14 protein-coding genes are annotated in these 14966 nt (G+C 38.2%); 4 read left to right on the forward strand and 10 right to left on the reverse strand.

The features are described from left to right. Positions 1-35 precede the first annotated feature (35 nt). From VB693_RS20995 to VB693_RS21025, 7 genes are all read right to left on the reverse strand, one after another. The gene (locus VB693_RS20995) at positions 36-209 is read right to left on the reverse strand and encodes a hypothetical protein (RefSeq protein ID WP_323267958.1); all 174 of its coding nucleotides are present in this window, start codon (positions 207-209) and stop codon (positions 36-38) included. Positions 210-218: 9 nt separating this feature from the next. Then, entirely contained in the window at positions 219-344 is a 126-nt protein-coding gene (locus VB693_RS21000) for a hypothetical protein (protein ID WP_323267959.1), read from the reverse strand. A 2-nt stretch (positions 345-346) separates the two neighbouring features. Further along, positions 347-1339, reverse strand: coding sequence for a glycosyltransferase family 2 protein (locus VB693_RS21005; protein ID WP_323267960.1), 993 nt, complete (start codon positions 1337-1339; stop codon positions 347-349). A 204-nt stretch (positions 1340-1543) separates the two neighbouring features. Beyond that, the gene (locus tag VB693_RS21010) at positions 1544-2818 is read right to left on the reverse strand and encodes an ABC transporter ATP-binding protein (protein WP_323267990.1); all 1275 of its coding nucleotides are present in this window, start codon (positions 2816-2818) and stop codon (positions 1544-1546) included. Between the two features lie 2 nt (positions 2819-2820). Continuing rightward, positions 2821-3666, reverse strand: coding sequence for an ABC transporter permease (locus VB693_RS21015; RefSeq protein WP_323267961.1), 846 nt, complete (start codon positions 3664-3666; stop codon positions 2821-2823). 25 nt (positions 3667-3691) lie between these two features. After that, positions 3692-4765: a glycosyltransferase family 2 protein gene (locus VB693_RS21020; protein ID WP_323267962.1), complete on the reverse strand. Its 1074-nt coding sequence runs from the start codon at positions 4763-4765 to the stop codon at positions 3692-3694. 70 nt (positions 4766-4835) lie between these two features. Continuing rightward, positions 4836-6125 carry a glycosyltransferase gene (locus VB693_RS21025; protein WP_323267963.1) on the reverse strand — a complete coding sequence of 430 codons (1290 nt, stop codon included), beginning with the start codon at positions 6123-6125 and terminating at the stop codon, positions 4836-4838. 433 nt (positions 6126-6558) lie between these two features. Between VB693_RS21025 and VB693_RS21030 the strand changes: the two genes are divergently transcribed. Next, positions 6559-8103, forward strand: coding sequence for an FAD-dependent oxidoreductase (locus VB693_RS21030; RefSeq protein ID WP_323267964.1), 1545 nt, complete (start codon positions 6559-6561; stop codon positions 8101-8103). A 233-nt stretch (positions 8104-8336) separates the two neighbouring features. Here VB693_RS21030 and VB693_RS21035 read toward each other — a convergent pair whose 3' ends face one another. Then, positions 8337-8687 (reverse strand): Rieske (2Fe-2S) protein, encoded by a 351-nt coding sequence (locus tag VB693_RS21035; RefSeq protein WP_190708795.1) that lies wholly within the window; start codon positions 8685-8687, stop codon positions 8337-8339. A 370-nt stretch (positions 8688-9057) separates the two neighbouring features. On the opposite strand from VB693_RS21035, the gene VB693_RS21040 reads away from it, so the two are divergent. Further along, the gene (locus tag VB693_RS21040; protein WP_323267965.1) at positions 9058-11649 is read left to right on the forward strand and encodes a GAF domain-containing protein; all 2592 of its coding nucleotides are present in this window, start codon (positions 9058-9060) and stop codon (positions 11647-11649) included. Between the two features lie 11 nt (positions 11650-11660). On the opposite strand, the gene VB693_RS21045 is transcribed toward VB693_RS21040, so the two are convergent. Then, on the reverse strand, positions 11661-12338 hold the full coding sequence (locus tag VB693_RS21045) for a hypothetical protein (protein WP_323267966.1): 678 nt from the start codon (positions 12336-12338) through the stop codon (positions 11661-11663). 639 nt (positions 12339-12977) lie between these two features. Continuing rightward, the gene (locus tag VB693_RS21050; RefSeq protein ID WP_323267967.1) at positions 12978-13544 is read right to left on the reverse strand and encodes a DUF2808 domain-containing protein; all 567 of its coding nucleotides are present in this window, start codon (positions 13542-13544) and stop codon (positions 12978-12980) included. Between the two features lie 208 nt (positions 13545-13752). Between VB693_RS21050 and VB693_RS21055 the strand changes: the two genes are divergently transcribed. Then, positions 13753-14241, forward strand: coding sequence for a hypothetical protein (locus VB693_RS21055; RefSeq protein ID WP_323267968.1), 489 nt, complete (start codon positions 13753-13755; stop codon positions 14239-14241). Positions 14242-14268: 27 nt separating this feature from the next. Continuing rightward, positions 14269-14940: a hypothetical protein gene (locus tag VB693_RS21060; RefSeq protein ID WP_323267969.1), complete on the forward strand. Its 672-nt coding sequence runs from the start codon at positions 14269-14271 to the stop codon at positions 14938-14940. The last annotated feature ends 26 nt before the right edge of the window (positions 14941-14966 follow it).

A 14966-nucleotide genomic window follows, 5' to 3' on the forward strand; every position in this document is an offset into this window, starting at 1 on the left:
TAGAGACGCTATTCGCTGCGTCTCTAGGTTAGCAACTAAAATACAGATGTAATTACCAAAGCCATAACTTTTGATAATTGGTGAAGTTGACTGATGGGGGCGGGCTGCATATCACGATAGTCTAATATTTGCACAACGATGAGATAAGCGATCGCTAATAGAACAGAAATTGCCCCCGTGATAATTGCTACAATTTTAGAGCGATTCATTAGTATTTCCTACAATGCAGATTCTGGGAGTGTACCTATATCTACATTGCCACAGCCGATGCCAAAATTAATCGTTAACCTAACTGCGATCGCTTCTAGCAGGTACAATATTATTTGGCGAGCAATAAATATCACGTTTATGATGTCATACCAAATTTTTCTTTTGGATACGCAAAGCTAGAATTTACAAGTCTTTTGAGAAATAAGACACTACAGGCAATGCGTTCAGTTTGCCGAAAGCCTAAAATATCTTGAACCAGCCGATAGACTGTTCTCTTACTGTTAGCTTTAAACTCTGGAAATATTACCAAAGCTTTTTCTAAGAACATCAAATATTGGAAATAATCAAAAAATAAAGCTTCTCTAGCCAGTTCAAAATATGATTTGGCTAAAGCCTGGCGGTACTTTATTGAAAGTTGATTCCTTTGCAATAGTTCCTGTTCTACTTTCTGTAATACTAGATGGTGGCTTTTTAACCAGCGACTTTTAGAAGCAGTCGAAACTGTCACAGCACCATATTTTCTGTAGATAGCATAACAGCCTGGTTGGTACGCAACTTTACCTCCATTCATCACCACGGATAGAAAAAAAGCTCTATCCTGCGCGGCGGGTAAATTTTCATCCCATCCCCGACTATTTTCTACTGCACTTCTCTTATACATTAAAGCAGCCAAAGCCACCCACCAATTTGCTAATAAAGCCGCTAAAATATCTGCTTGGGTTTTAGCGATTTCTATTTTATCCAGAACACTAGAACCATCAGCTAAATGACGCTGATGTCTCCAGTCACTATAAACAACATCTGCGCCTGTAGCTTCTAACAGACTGACCTGTTTTTCTATCTTTTCAGGGAAAATATAATCATCTGCATCTAAATATTGAATATATTTTCCCTGAGATAAATCAAAGCCTCTATTGCGAGCGTAATTACCGCCTTGATGTAAATAACTACGCCAAATAATTTTATCGCCGTAGCTTTTGATAATTTCCAAAGAGTTATCTGTAGAACCGTCATCAATGACAATGATTTCCAGATGAGAATAGGTTTGTTGTAAGCAGCTATCAATTGCTTCAGCTAACCACTTCTCAGCATTAAAACAGGGTATGATTACTGAAACTAATTGGGACATAATATAGATTTCTCTTGATTTTATCTCAAATATGTCTTGCATCACATCTTGCACCAGTTATTTAATGCCAATTTTTGTAGATTTTGCAATGTTTTTACTGCCATGAAACCCCAATTTTTACCTCATTGGCATTGCCCAAACTACGGTTATTGATAATAGTGCAAGATATCAGTTATTATTAACAGTTCACGAATTCAATGTTCATCAATTTTTGCTAATCACCTGCCATACGCGAGGTTGATAAAACAAAGATTTACTGCTAACTTTTCCAGCTTTGACAGCAAATCGATAAGATTCCACAATATCAAATGAGCATACGCCTTCTTTAACATATATTTTGGCGTTATACATACCAGGTAATAGACAACAATAAGGCATTTGCATCTGGATTTCCACTCTGCCAGGAAGGAGATTGAGAGTTTCGTTATCACTGGCAGAAGTCATATATAAAACCCGTTCATTTTGTCCAGATAACGTAGAAATTAATACACCCAAGTTAGCAGATTCAACTGGACGATTGACTTGACATTCTACACAAAAATAAGCAGGTTCACCACAACGGGGAGCTTCGATTGTATTTCCTAGCTCATCTTTAAAACAGATAGAGACAATATCTACACCTAAACTCTGAGGTTTTTCTGGTAATAACATTACCCCTGGAGGTGCATTTTCTCCACCTAAAGATAAGTCCTCTTCATATTGGCGAATTACTGCTTCAGTTTCACCAGCACTGATTAATTGACCTTTAGCTAGATAAAGAGAATTTTCACAGACATTTAATACAACGTGGGGGTTATGAGAAACTAAAATGAATGCTGTACCTGCTTCCCGTAATTTTGCTAGCTTGTGATAACATTTCATCCTGAAGCTAATATCACCAACAGCTAATACTTCATCAATTAATAAAATATCTGGTTCAATATGTACTGCACAAGCAAAACCCAATCGAGCAGCCATACCAGAACTATATGTTTGTACTGGTGCATCAATCGCATCACCAATTCCAGAAAAATCTATTACTTCTTCAAATTTGGCTGCTATCTTCTTAGTAGATAGACCTAAAATTGACATATTAGCATAGATATTTTCTCGCCCCGTCAAAATAGGATTAAACCCTGCGCCCAAAGCAATTAATGGAGCTAATCTACCTCTAACTTTTACACATCCAGTATCAGGTTTAATCAAACCACTGATAATGCGTAGTAGTGTGCTTTTACCTGCTCCATTTGAACCTACTAAACCAAGAGCTTCTCCCCGGCGTAATTGAAAGCTGATATCTTTCACCGCCCAAAACTCTTTTTGGCGCAAAGTATCACTTTTTCTATTGCCTCCTGATAACTCTGTGGCAATATCTTGCAGACCATATAATAAAGATTGCTTTAAGTCTCTACAGAATTTTTTAGAAACTTGCTCAACTGAAATTAATAAATCAGTATCTGGAGAATTTATGGAAGTTTCTTGCTCTATTAACTTAATCATCATTAAGAACTAACTCTCTCAACCACAAAAGGCATAGCCAAACGGAATGCAACCCAAGTTACTAATAATGCTACTAAAGTAATTGCACTGACCAACCAAAAACCAGCAGGATTTGATACTATTCCGGTTGTGGCTAATTCTCGTGTTGTTACTAGTAGGGGAGTCACCGGGTTAAAATTTACTAACCATCCAAATAGTCCCGCTTTGGGAATAGGATAAATTACAGGAGTGAGGAACAGCCAAAAGCCTGTAATGAGAGATAATCCTTTAGATATATCTTGATACAGTATCCCTAAAGGAGCTAATAAAATCCCGATAAATGTTCCCAACAAAACTAAGTGAATCAATGGAATTGGAGTTAAAATCACTGTCCAATTGGTGGGAATGCGAAACCAGATAAATAATCCCACGATTAAAATCAGCTTAATAGCGAAGTTAAAGAATACTTCGCCCACCTTGGCTAAAAGCAGTGCTTCTCGTGGGAAGTTCACTCTGGCTAACATCGGTTTTGCTACTGCTACTGCTTGCACCGGCCCATTTAAAGCTTCCACAAATGTCTGCCATAATGCCGTGCTGAACATGACATAAGCTGGGTAGGGTAAATCTGTGTCACCAATATTAATCACGTTGGCTTCATTGGCGAGAGTAAAACTAGCAGCCATAACAATTGGGGGTAAAAAAGCCCAAGCGATTCCTAGAAATGATTGCCGATATTGAGCATTTATATCCCGTACCATCAATCGCCAAGCCAGTTCACGAGAAGCTAACAAGTCTCGCCACATTAGTCTTAATAATTGAATGGGATGCCTAAGCATACTCTCAGGCTTATAGACTATCTCTGGTAGCATAATTGTCAGACCTCATGAGAGTTTATCAACCACGAGACGATGCTGTGATTGCAGATTTTGCTGGTGGTATCAGGGCTTTGGATTGCAGATTTTGCAAATGTTTTTGAGCATAGCGGGTAGTCATATAACGGTTAACTACTTTGTCTATAGTTAGCAACAGCTTCCCAGCTACGCGCCAGCCAAATTTACCAATAGGGAGTTTACGTACAAAAGGACTGATAATTGCCATTTGTCGCCGCCATCCCAAGCGTTTGTACTTGTTTTTGAAATACTCATCTTCGGTAAGATTCCACTTTTCACTTAAGCGTTTGAGACTGGCTAGTTCCCAAGCATCACTCCAACGCAGCATATAGTAACTTATGTCTGTTGGCTGTAATGGTTTGTCTGTGACGTAAGTCATCAGAGATTCAGGTTCGAGGTAGACTGTACCGCCAGCTTCGGCTACTAAGATACACAAATCTACGTGTTCTTTGGTGTTTAGCAATGCTTCATCCAAAAGACCAATTTGTTGGAATACTTCTGTGCGTACCATCATGCAGTGAAATTCTGCTAGTCCAGTTTTTTGACGTTGCAGTTGGGGGTGGACATCTGCTACCTTCCGACCTTGTTTATAAATCTTTTCAATCATCCGTCGTCTGATGATTTCGCCTTGAGTTTCTACCTTAATTCCCGATTCTCCACCTGCACAATGTATTTCGGTGTGTAAAGGACTACCTTGGCAAACTAGGGGGCTAACTATAGTTGCACTTGTGTCTTCTGCACACTGAACTAAAGGCTTGAGCCAGGCGGGGGTAACTACTACATCGTTATCAATAAATACGACATACTTGCTGGTGACGTGACGCAAAGCAAGGTTACGTGCATGGTTTGGGGAAAGATAGTAATCTGTGCGAATTAGCTGAAATTGCTTTTGTTGTGCTTGCTGTGCCAAATAATCTTTAATATGACTGGGAGAACCGCCATCTACGTAAATTAATTCAAAGGGATAATCAGTGTGTTGGTAAATACTTTCTAGGGCTTCACAGGTGCAACTGAAACGTTCTCGTGGAGCAACAATGATGGTTACGTCGGGAGTTGCGATCGCAGATGAGTTTGTCATGATAATCTAAATTATTGATCTATTTGTGGATAGCTCCAGCCAGCATCAAGAGTGATAAATTTTGTAGGGTTCATCTCATAGCTGCTGTGGAAACAAAGACTGGCTCTGGAGTAGGTAAATTATTGGTTATGACGTAGCGATAAATTTCCACCAGCTCATCATTGAGCTTGTTCATGTCATAGTGAGATTTGACAAAAGTATGGCCAGCACGACCCATTGATGGCCAAATTTCTGGATGCTCTATGAGATACGTTAACTTTTCTGCTATAGCATCAGTATCCCGTTCTGGAACTAAAAAACCAGAAATCGCATCTTCAACTAGTTCAGGAATACCACCGTGAGTAGTAGCTATGACTGGTAAACCCATAATCATTGCTTCTTTTAACGTATTAACTGGGGCATCTTGATTACCATTTTTAGCTGTGACGCTGGGAGCGATAAAAATATCAGATTGTGTGAGAATATCAATGATTTCTGGCTGGGTTTTCCATCCCACTAGTTTGACTTGCTCAGAAATATTCAAGGAGTGGATTAGCTGCTGTAAGTTTTCCTTTAACTCTCCATCTCCAATGATGTGATATTCAATATTGGGATAAATTTTAGCTACTTTCGCTACAGCAATAATGCTATATTCTATACCTTTTTTTTCAATCAAACGACCAGTTGTAGCAATACGGATTTTTCTACCTGGTTCATGATATCTTTCTTGGTAAGGAAAACGATGGCAATCTATTCCTGAACCATGCACTAAAACTTTCTGAGGTTCACAACCTAGTTTGATAGCTCTGGCTCTGAAATATTCGCAGTTGGTGAGAAAAAAATCGCCTTTAGCAAATAGTGAATCATAAACATTTTCTCCCTTTTGTTGAACAAATAAACTGATATCATAGCCACGAAATGAAGTAATTAACTTTCCTGTGATAGCACCGATATCACGCAGATTCATCCCTTCTAAGGCAAATGTTCCAAACTGGCAATGGATGAGATCATAGGGTGAAGATTTTAACATTGGGATAGCCAAATACAGTAACCGCAAGGAAGCTGCTTGTTTACCGTATTTGAAAATATTGAGCGATCGCAGCAGAATTAAAGGGCTTTTATGAAAATTTGCAAGGATTAAGAACAGACCTCTTAAAAAGCGATATAAGTAATTGTTAGGAATGTCCGGTTTATGATGAGTTAACCTTAGCAGATGATATTTTTCCACATCTGGATGAAACTTAGCAGAATTATTTAGTTGCCTATTTTCATGGACATAAATATCTACTTTATGTCCCCGAACAATCAGTCCTGTAACTTGATTTAAAATAAATGTCTCTGATATGACAGGAAAGTTTCCGACAATGAAGGCAATTCTCATAATTTTATCTCACATTCTATGAGGAGTTTCATATATGCAAGTCCTCTTAAGCTCGCACTTTTTGTCTGTTCTTATTTCTTATAAATCGGCACGAGTTGAGTATATAGTAAATCTTTTTATTATTCAATTAAAAAAAGAATATTCTTACTCAAGACAGATTTTATTATTATTTTTCTGTTGCCCATTAACTAAGGATGTATAAGCTATAAGCTGACAACTATAAATATTTCAGATTTGCCGATCAAAATATATACTTAATGTCTTATTTTCTTGGCAATAAATTTGTTCATCATAGACAAAAAATAAGAGCTAATTAATAAAACAGCCATCATTTACACAATCAGCAAAAATTGCATTAAAATTATGTATATAATAAATTTAAATTCAATTAAAGCTACTTTTAATACAAGGAACTCTGCTAGAGTTAACTGTTATGTCCCTGACTGAAGAGATTCTCAACCAACTACCTGGTAATGTTTTAGACGGCTTGCGTAGTGCCGATCGCATCCTCAAATCTATCAGAGAAAATACCGCACCAGTCCCTTCATTAGTCAAAGAAAATCAACAGCCTTTAGGTGCTGTAGACTGGGACGTAATTATCTGTGGTGGGACTTTAGGGATTTTAATTGGTTGCGCCTTAGCAGTGCGGGGATTGCGGGTGGCGTTGCTGGAAAGAGGTATTTTGCGGGGAAGAGAACAGGAGTGGAATATCTCCCGTCAAGAGTTAGAAGTCTTTGTGGAATTGAACCTGCTAACAGAGTCAGAATTGGTAAGTGCGATCGCTACCCAATACAACCCAGCTAGGGTCAAATTTAAAGATGGTGCAGAAGTTTGGGTAGAAAATGTCTTAAATATCGGTGTAAATCCGGTTTATTTATTAGCTACACTGAAAACCAAATTTCTCGCGGTTGGTGGAGAGTTATTAGAAAATACACCCTTTAGCGATGTAGTGGTTCATCCAGATGGGGTGATAGTTAATAATCAATTCAAAGCCAAATTATTACTCGACGCAATGGGACATCTTTCCCCCATCACTCAACAAGCACGTCAAGGGAAAAAGCCAGATGCCCTTTGTTTAGTAGTAGGAAGTTGCGCCGAAGGTTTCCCTGAAAATAACGCTGGAGATTTAATATTATCATTTACTTCTTTACAGAATCAATGTCAGTATTTTTGGGAAGCTTTCCCCGCTAGAGATGGTAGAACAACGTATTTATTTACTTATATGGATGCCCATCCCCAACGTTTGGGCTTAGAAACATTATTTGAAGAATATCTGCGTTTATTACCAGAATACCAAGGCGTAGAATTGAGCCAACTAAAATTTCAACGCGCCTTGTTTGGTTTTTTCCCAACTTATCGCCAAAGTCCCCTCCAAACCCCTTGGCATCGAATTTTACCAGTGGGAGATAGTAGTGGTAGTCAATCGCCCTTAAGTTTTGGTGGTTTCGGTGCAATGGTGCGTCACCTGAAGCGGTTAACAATTGGCATTGAAGAGGCATTACAAACTGAGCAGATTTCTGCAAAAGCTTTGGCACAATTGCAACCATACCAACCTAGTTTGAGTGTGACTTGGTTATTTCAAAAAGCTATGAGTGTTAGTGTTAATCAGACAATTCCACCAGAGCAAATTAACCAATTACTCTCGGCGGTATTTGCGGAAATGCAGCAGTTAGGAACGCCAGTGCTAAAACCATTTTTACAAGATATAGTGCAGTTTTCCGCCCTGACACAAACATTAGTAAAAACTGGTTTAAATCATCCTGTTTTAGTTGCTAAAATTATCCCACAGGTGGGTTTAATTAACTTGTTAGATTGGCTATTACATTATAGTAATTTAGGATTATACTCTGCCTTATTTGCGATAAGTACCATACTAGAAATATGGATTAAGAATTTGCCAAATACACAACAATATTATTGGCATCGCTTGATTGATGCTTGGAAGTTTGGTTCTGGCGGTGATTACTCTAATTCGTAATTCGTAGTTGAACAAAAAGGAGAAAAGCATCTTCCCCGCAAGCAGGGCTACGGTGTATACACAAATCATCTGATCCCCCTAAATCCACCTTAAAAAGGGGGACTTTGAATCTATTCCCTCTTTTTTAAGGGGGGTTAGGGGGGATCAAAACGTTGTAGGGTTAGGTTCTTAGACTTGTGTGTACACCGCAGCGCAAGCGAGGAGGGTGTTAAGGTTAGGTGCTTGTAGAAACTCTATAAACTAACCCAAATGCTACCTTCTTCAACGCGGGTAGGGAAGACGGAGAGTGCTTTTTCTTTGGAAACCATACCCATCAATTTACCGATACCAGGAGGAAAGGGAGTCCAGTCTTGAGCATTACCAGTAGCTAGATCAAAGGCACTACGATGGAAGGGACATACAATAGCCCCATCATCTGTGATTTTGCCCTTCTGTAAGGGTAGCTTGAGGTGGGGACAAGAATTTTCTACTGCAAAAACTTGATTGTTGTGGTGAATTAACAGGATTTTGCGTTGTTCAACTTTTACCACTTTACGCCCATTGGGTGGTAGTTCATCTTGGGGAATCACTTTAATCCAGTTCATTGATACCTCTCGTGATGTTTAAAGGGATGCAGCTTATTAAGTACATCATTTCACAAGTTCGTCCGAGAAGTGTTAGTTTTGCTCAGTCATAGGGAATCATATATCTATAGTCCACAGGTATAGCCATTCAAGCAAGTTATCGCTTGCATATTAAAGTATATTTTTTAACTACAATCTTCTGTAGTTGTGGTTGTATATAAATTTTTAAAGATGCGGCCAGCTCCTGTGGATATTGGGTAAAACAAGGAGTAAAGCAGGATGACGCTGAGTTAACAACAGATTAAACTGTGGGTAATGCTAATCACTAGTTGCATCTGCAACACTTAGTTGAATTTCTAACTTTTTAATCCTGCTATATCAAAAATTACCTATGTCAGCTCAACAGCGTAGTTTTGGGGAGACGGCTGATTTGATTATTGGTGTTCGCAATCAAGAAAATCAAGGTTTGCCAGTAAATGCTTCTCCAGTGGGGACTCTAGCCCGCCGGAAAGGGACTATTTCGACATTTCTAGCTCCCCTGACTCAAGATACTTTTAAACAAGTTGTTACAGAAGTTGAGCAGAAATTACAGATTGTGCATCAAACCCTGTCGATGTTAGATTCCCAGGGTTTTGAAACAATTCTGCAAGAAATGTTGCAGTCAATTACCTTAAAAACTGGGGAATTATTGGGAGCAGATCGGACAACTATCTTTTTACTAGATGAAGAAAAACAAGAACTGTGGTCAATAGTCGCTGAAGGAGAAGGCGATCGCTCTTTAGAAATTCGTATCCCCGCCGATAAGGGAATCGCTGGCGAAGTGGCTACTTTTAGAAAAGTAATTAATATTCCATTCGATTTTTATAACGATCCACGCTCTATATTTGCTCAAGAAAAAGAAAAAATTACAGGCTACCGTACCTACACAATGCTGGCCTTACCGCTACTGAATGAACAAGGGCGATTAGTAGCAGTGTTACAGTTACTCAACAAATTAAAGTCTACATATAATCATGATGCGCCACTGGCAGAACGCATTGATACCATTGGCTTTACTGGTGTTGATGAAGACTTATTTCAGGAATTTGCCCCTTCTATTCGCCTGATTTTAGAGTCGTCACGTTCTTTTTACATCGCGACTCAAAAACAAAGAGCCGCAGCTGCAATGATGAAGGCGGTTAAGTCTCTGAGTCAAAGCAGTCTAGACTTGGAAGATACCCTCAAACGGGTAATGGATGAAGCCAAGGAATTGATGAACGCCGATCGCAGTACCTTATGGCTGATAGACTGCGATCGCCATGAACTATGGACTAAAATTACTCAAGATGATGGTTCTACTAGGGAGTTACGAGTTCCTATCGGTAAGGGTTTTGCTGGTATAGTTGCAGCCTCTGGTCAAAAACTCAATATTCCTTTTGATTTGTATAACCATCCCGACTCGGAAACAGCCAAACAAATTGACCAGCAAAATGGTTATCGTACCTGTAGTTTACTTTGTATGCCCGTATTTAACGCCGATCAAGAGTTAATCGGCGTGACTCAATTAGTCAATAAAAAGAAATCAGGGGATTTTCCACACTATAATCCACTTGATTGGCCTCAAGCTCCTGAATGCTTCCAAGCAAGTTTTGATCGCAATGATGAAGAATTTATGGAGGCTTTTAATATTCAAGCTGGGGTAGCCCTGCAAAATGCCCAGTTATTTGCCAAAGTGAAGCAGCAAGAACAAATGCAACGGGATATTCTGCGGAGTCTTTCTAATGGTGTAATTTCCACAGATAAAGCAGGAGCAATTATTGCGGCGAATGAAAGTGCTAAAAGGTTATTGGGATTGGCTGATGAAGACCGTTTAGAAGGTAAATTAATTAATGAGGCGATCGCCATTCAAGAAGGGGATTTTAGTAAATGGTATGGAAATGCTTTACACGGTGAAGACCTGAAGCTTCGTCAGCAATATTATCCAGACCGCACCTTATTAAGTATAGGTTCAGCACCAGAAAAACACAGTATCAATTTATCGATTAATACGATTGCTGATGCTAGCGACCCACAGCAAGTTTGTGGCGCACTGGTAGTCATGGAAGATATCAGTGATGAAAAACGCCTCAAGAGTACAATGTACCGCTACATGACTCAAGAATTAGCAGAAGAATTGTTGAAATTAGATGATGCTAAACTTGGAGGCGATCGCAAGGAAGTTTCGATTTTATTTTCGGATATTCGTGGCTACACCACTTTGACAGAAAATCTGGAAGCGGAAGAAGTGGTAAGTATGCTGAATGAATATTTTGAATCAATGGTAGATGCTGTTTTTAAACACAAAGGGACTCTCGATAAATACATTGGTGATGCGATTATGGCTGTGTTTGGTTCGCCTCTCCCTCTGGAAGAACACGCTTGGATGGCGGTACAAACATCTCTCGAAATGCGCCATCGCTTAAAGGAATTTAATCAACGTCGCTACGCTGCTAATAAACCGAGAATTAATATTGGCATAGGCATTAATTCTGATACTGTCATTAGTGGTAATATCGGCTCTAGTAAACGGATGGAATTTACTGCGATTGGTGATGGTGTTAATTTAGGATCTCGCCTGGAAAGTGTGAGTAAGCAATATGGTTGCGATATTATTCTCAGTGATAATACTTTTAAACCTTGCCAAAATCATATTTGGGCGCGAGAACTAGACTACATTCGTGTTAAAGGTAGAAACGAGCCGGTAGCTATCTACGAATTAGTGGGTTTACGTTCAGATCCCATTGGTAGCGACAAATTACAAGTAATAGAGCATTATCACAAAGGTCGTGAGTATTATCTTCGACAAGAATTTGCTTTAGCTAGAGCAGAATTTGCCAATGTTTTAGCAGCAGATAAGCATGATAAAGCTGCGATGTTGTATCTTTTACGTTGTCAGCATTGGTTACAATCACCCCCAACAACTTCTGAGTGGGATGAGGGTGTTTGGACTTTTCAGGAAAAGTAAATACTGTGTGTCTATCTAATCAGAGAAGATGCTTGCTCTTTTAAAGGTGAAACATTCAATATGCTACTAATCTCGCGCAGACATAGCCGCACGAAATAAGTTACCCAAGTAGTAATTCCCACCAACTTAAATGTATCCTCTATAAAAGTAGGTATTCCTTGCCATATAGTGTCACAAATTATAGATAGCCCTAAAGATAGGATTGCAGCTAAAAGAATCAGAAATTCTGTTTTTTTGAAAATTTTTCTAAACCTCATGAAAAATGAGGAGAACAAAATCATATAGATTGCATATACTATACGTTCACTAATATGATATTTGGGAAATACAGCTTCATGCAGTAAGAAAAAATCATCCACTAACAATAAAGTGGTTAATAAACCAGAATATAGAAAAAATTTGGCATATTCTTGAGCTTGATTAGTTACTTTGAGAATCGCATAACTAAATAAACAAATTGCTGCACATATACACCACAATAATATACCAATATTAGAAAATAATCCTATGTAGGGAGGTACATTCGCTACCGCCGATTGATCCATTGTCAAATGCGATAAATTTAAATCAGTTGTCAAATAAACAACTATTAAAACTGAAGATAACGGAATAATCGTTGCTAAAGTGACTAGCAAAACAATTTTGCTTTGATGCGTGTATATTGATTTGTTGGTAATTAATTTTTGCATGATTGTCTTGGTTTGTATCGAAATACTTGACCACAGCTTTGTTTCTCTGTTGAGGAATGATCGATAAATCACTAAAACTTAGCGGTGGAAAAGCTTCCTTTTTATGTAATACATGATTGCTCTAACACATGATAATGATTGCCTGATGGGTATAAATGTGATCCATCAGCCTGAAAATTCACCATATTTATCAAGGCTTATTTAAACGAGAAAAATGTGCTTTTTTGGCTGAAATGGTTTGTTCATGAGACTGTAAAAACTGAAGTGCTTGATTTGCAAAGCTCTTAAATTAAGATAAGGTTAATAAAACTTTGTGTAAATCTACCGATAGTCATATATTAACTTTGTATATGCGATATCCTAGAAGCTTAATTTAGTTAAAATTTTGATGAAGATGACTGCATAATGCGGATAATTACTAATATTGAGTAATTTATTTTACTAGCTGATTAAGTATAAAAAATACTGGCGTAAAAATTACAAGTGATATGTAAAACATTTTAAATAACGTAGAATGAGCAAAGCCTACGTATATTTAAAAATCAAATATGAATCCTATAAATATATTTATTTTTGAATTTTGTAGCTTGTTTTCCTAGGTCGCCGTAAACCTAACCTAGAGGATATTTTGAATTATTATTACCAACCATAAAGGAAGGGAAAATAGTTACTTCTATGGTTATAAAAATGGAATCTGCCAAAACCAAGAAATTGACTGTGGTTTTTCTCCCCTTGGGGAAAAGCGGTCACTCCAAATAAGTAAACACCCGCAGATGAGGGATTTTGCCAGGGTTTTAAACCTATGGTGATAGTTTTACCGGGTGATACTGATGGGTCAAAGATTAAAGATACTGTTCTAGTTTTGCGATCGCTAGTTACATCTTTTAATCTAATGCTCTCACCTCTGCGTGAGCGTGTACCCTCAAAGGCAATAGTGTTTTTCAGGTCAAAACGAATATGATCTACTCCCTCACGCTGATTAATCGTCATCTTTTGTAATGGTTCACCCGCATTTTCTGGCACGCTGACAGTGAAATAATAGGTTGCACCCCAGATATAGACTTCATTGTATGTAGTTGCAGATTCGACTAGGCGAGGCGGTTGAACAAAATACACTGTCCCATCTTGTAGCTGAATCGCTTGACTCTGACTACATATTAAAGCTGTGGTAGCGATCGCTGTACCCAATACAACTGCAAGGCGCATGGCTTTATTGATATAACCAACTAGATCACAATTATACCGGGTATATTAGTTCAAAACTCTCTAAAAAAATTAATATTTATTATTAATACATTGCAAGAATCACTATTATTACTTAAAGCTTCAAGGTTTTGTTAAACTTAGTTGATAAGTGTTGTCAAAGTTACTGTTGAGGTTAGAAACTAAAGGTACAACACAGGCAATTATTCTTATGAATACTATTTCTAAATTTGAATTCAGACGGTCAAGTTGGCAAAATGCTGTCTTGCTTGCTCTTGGCTTTTGGCTAAGTGCTAGTCTCGTATTAGATTGGGTAATTATGCCTAGTCTTTATCTCTCTGGCATGATGAACCAAGATGGTTTTACTACCGTTGGCTATGTGATTTTTTGGGCTTTTAATCGCCTAGAATTATTATTTGCCGCCGGAGTTCTGACTGGTGTACTGGCTTGGAGAAAAACTTATGATCAGTGGAATACTAACTGTCTACTTTTCGCAGTCATACTATTTGCGATCGCTCTTTTAAACACCTATCTATTAACTCCGCAAATGTGTGCGCTTGGTGTTCATCTCAATTTATTTGACACAGTATCGACAATTCCCGCAGAGATGAATCTGCTTCATGGTAGTTATTTCTTCCTAGAAGTAATCAAGCTAGTAGCAGGTGGCGCACTGTTTATCCGTTGCTGGCAGCAGTCTTAAGGATTAATATCGTGTCGGGGAATAGTTATGAAAATTAATCGAGTTGCTTGGGTACTCATAGTATTAGGTTTAATCTCGATTAGTTTTCTCATTTTTTTTCAAATCAATTCATTCCAATCAAAAGATGCCAAACGTGTAAAGTTTTGTAAAGGTGCTAAAGCACTAACAGCAAGATCGGAAGTCATCGCAGTCGATAAATATGATGCGAATGGAGTTAAGTATCGAGGGGGAACATTATTCAGAGAAATCTCCCTGAAGCCTGACAGAACAATTCCCGTAATTATTTTTCCGCAATCTCTCTCTGCTAAGGTTTGGTTAAAGTTTCCCCAATCATCTATTTATTATCTCGGTCGTGGGGGTGATAAAAGTTGGCAAGAATGGCTTTCCTCTGACCACTTTTATCTGCTAGAAGTTCCACCACAGGTAACTGGTTTAGCCTTTGGTAGACTCTGTTATCGCAATGGTGATGTTGGCGTTAAAACTATCAAAAATGTAGAAAAAATCTCGGCTAATAAAATAGTTATCAATGATGAAATTTATCTTTCTCTGACCTCACCATTACCTAAAATTAATTCATCTCATATCATTGTCAATGCAGGAAGCGATCGCCGCGATACCCTAGGGTTAAAAACAGAAGTATATTTCACAGCCGAAAAATTTGTTCCACATAGCCTACAGCAAGCTACAAGCCCCCACTAATTGTCTTTAATTTTTAATTTTTAATT

Source organism: Anabaena sp. UHCC 0399, assembly GCF_034931465.1.
GTDB lineage: Bacteria > Cyanobacteriota > Cyanobacteriia > Cyanobacteriales > Nostocaceae > Trichormus > Trichormus minutissimus.

What these genes read in the sequence shown, in the direction of transcription:
- VB693_RS20995 (WP_323267958.1), bottom strand. Translation starts at nt 209, where the DNA reads ATGAATCGCTCTAAAATTGTAGCAATTATCACGGGGGCAATTTCTGTT.
- VB693_RS21005 (WP_323267960.1), bottom strand. Translation starts at nt 1,339, where the DNA reads ATGTCCCAATTAGTTTCAGTAATCATACCCTGTTTTAATGCTGAGAAG.
- VB693_RS21010 (WP_323267990.1), bottom strand. Translation starts at nt 2,818, where the DNA reads ATGATTAAGTTAATAGAGCAAGAAACTTCCATAAATTCTCCAGATACT.
- VB693_RS21015 (WP_323267961.1), bottom strand. Translation starts at nt 3,666, where the DNA reads ATGCTACCAGAGATAGTCTATAAGCCTGAGAGTATGCTTAGGCATCCC.
- VB693_RS21020 (WP_323267962.1), bottom strand. Translation starts at nt 4,765, where the DNA reads ATGACAAACTCATCTGCGATCGCAACTCCCGACGTAACCATCATTGTT.
- VB693_RS21025 (WP_323267963.1), bottom strand. Translation starts at nt 6,125, where the DNA reads ATGAGAATTGCCTTCATTGTCGGAAACTTTCCTGTCATATCAGAGACA.
- VB693_RS21030 (WP_323267964.1), top strand. Translation starts at nt 6,559, where the DNA reads ATGTCCCTGACTGAAGAGATTCTCAACCAACTACCTGGTAATGTTTTA.
- VB693_RS21035 (WP_190708795.1), bottom strand. Translation starts at nt 8,687, where the DNA reads ATGAACTGGATTAAAGTGATTCCCCAAGATGAACTACCACCCAATGGG.
- VB693_RS21040 (WP_323267965.1), top strand. Translation starts at nt 9,058, where the DNA reads ATGTCAGCTCAACAGCGTAGTTTTGGGGAGACGGCTGATTTGATTATT.
- VB693_RS21045 (WP_323267966.1), bottom strand. Translation starts at nt 12,338, where the DNA reads ATGCAAAAATTAATTACCAACAAATCAATATACACGCATCAAAGCAAA.
- VB693_RS21050 (WP_323267967.1), bottom strand. Translation starts at nt 13,544, where the DNA reads ATGCGCCTTGCAGTTGTATTGGGTACAGCGATCGCTACCACAGCTTTA.
- VB693_RS21055 (WP_323267968.1), top strand. Translation starts at nt 13,753, where the DNA reads ATGAATACTATTTCTAAATTTGAATTCAGACGGTCAAGTTGGCAAAAT.
- VB693_RS21060 (WP_323267969.1), top strand. Translation starts at nt 14,269, where the DNA reads ATGAAAATTAATCGAGTTGCTTGGGTACTCATAGTATTAGGTTTAATC.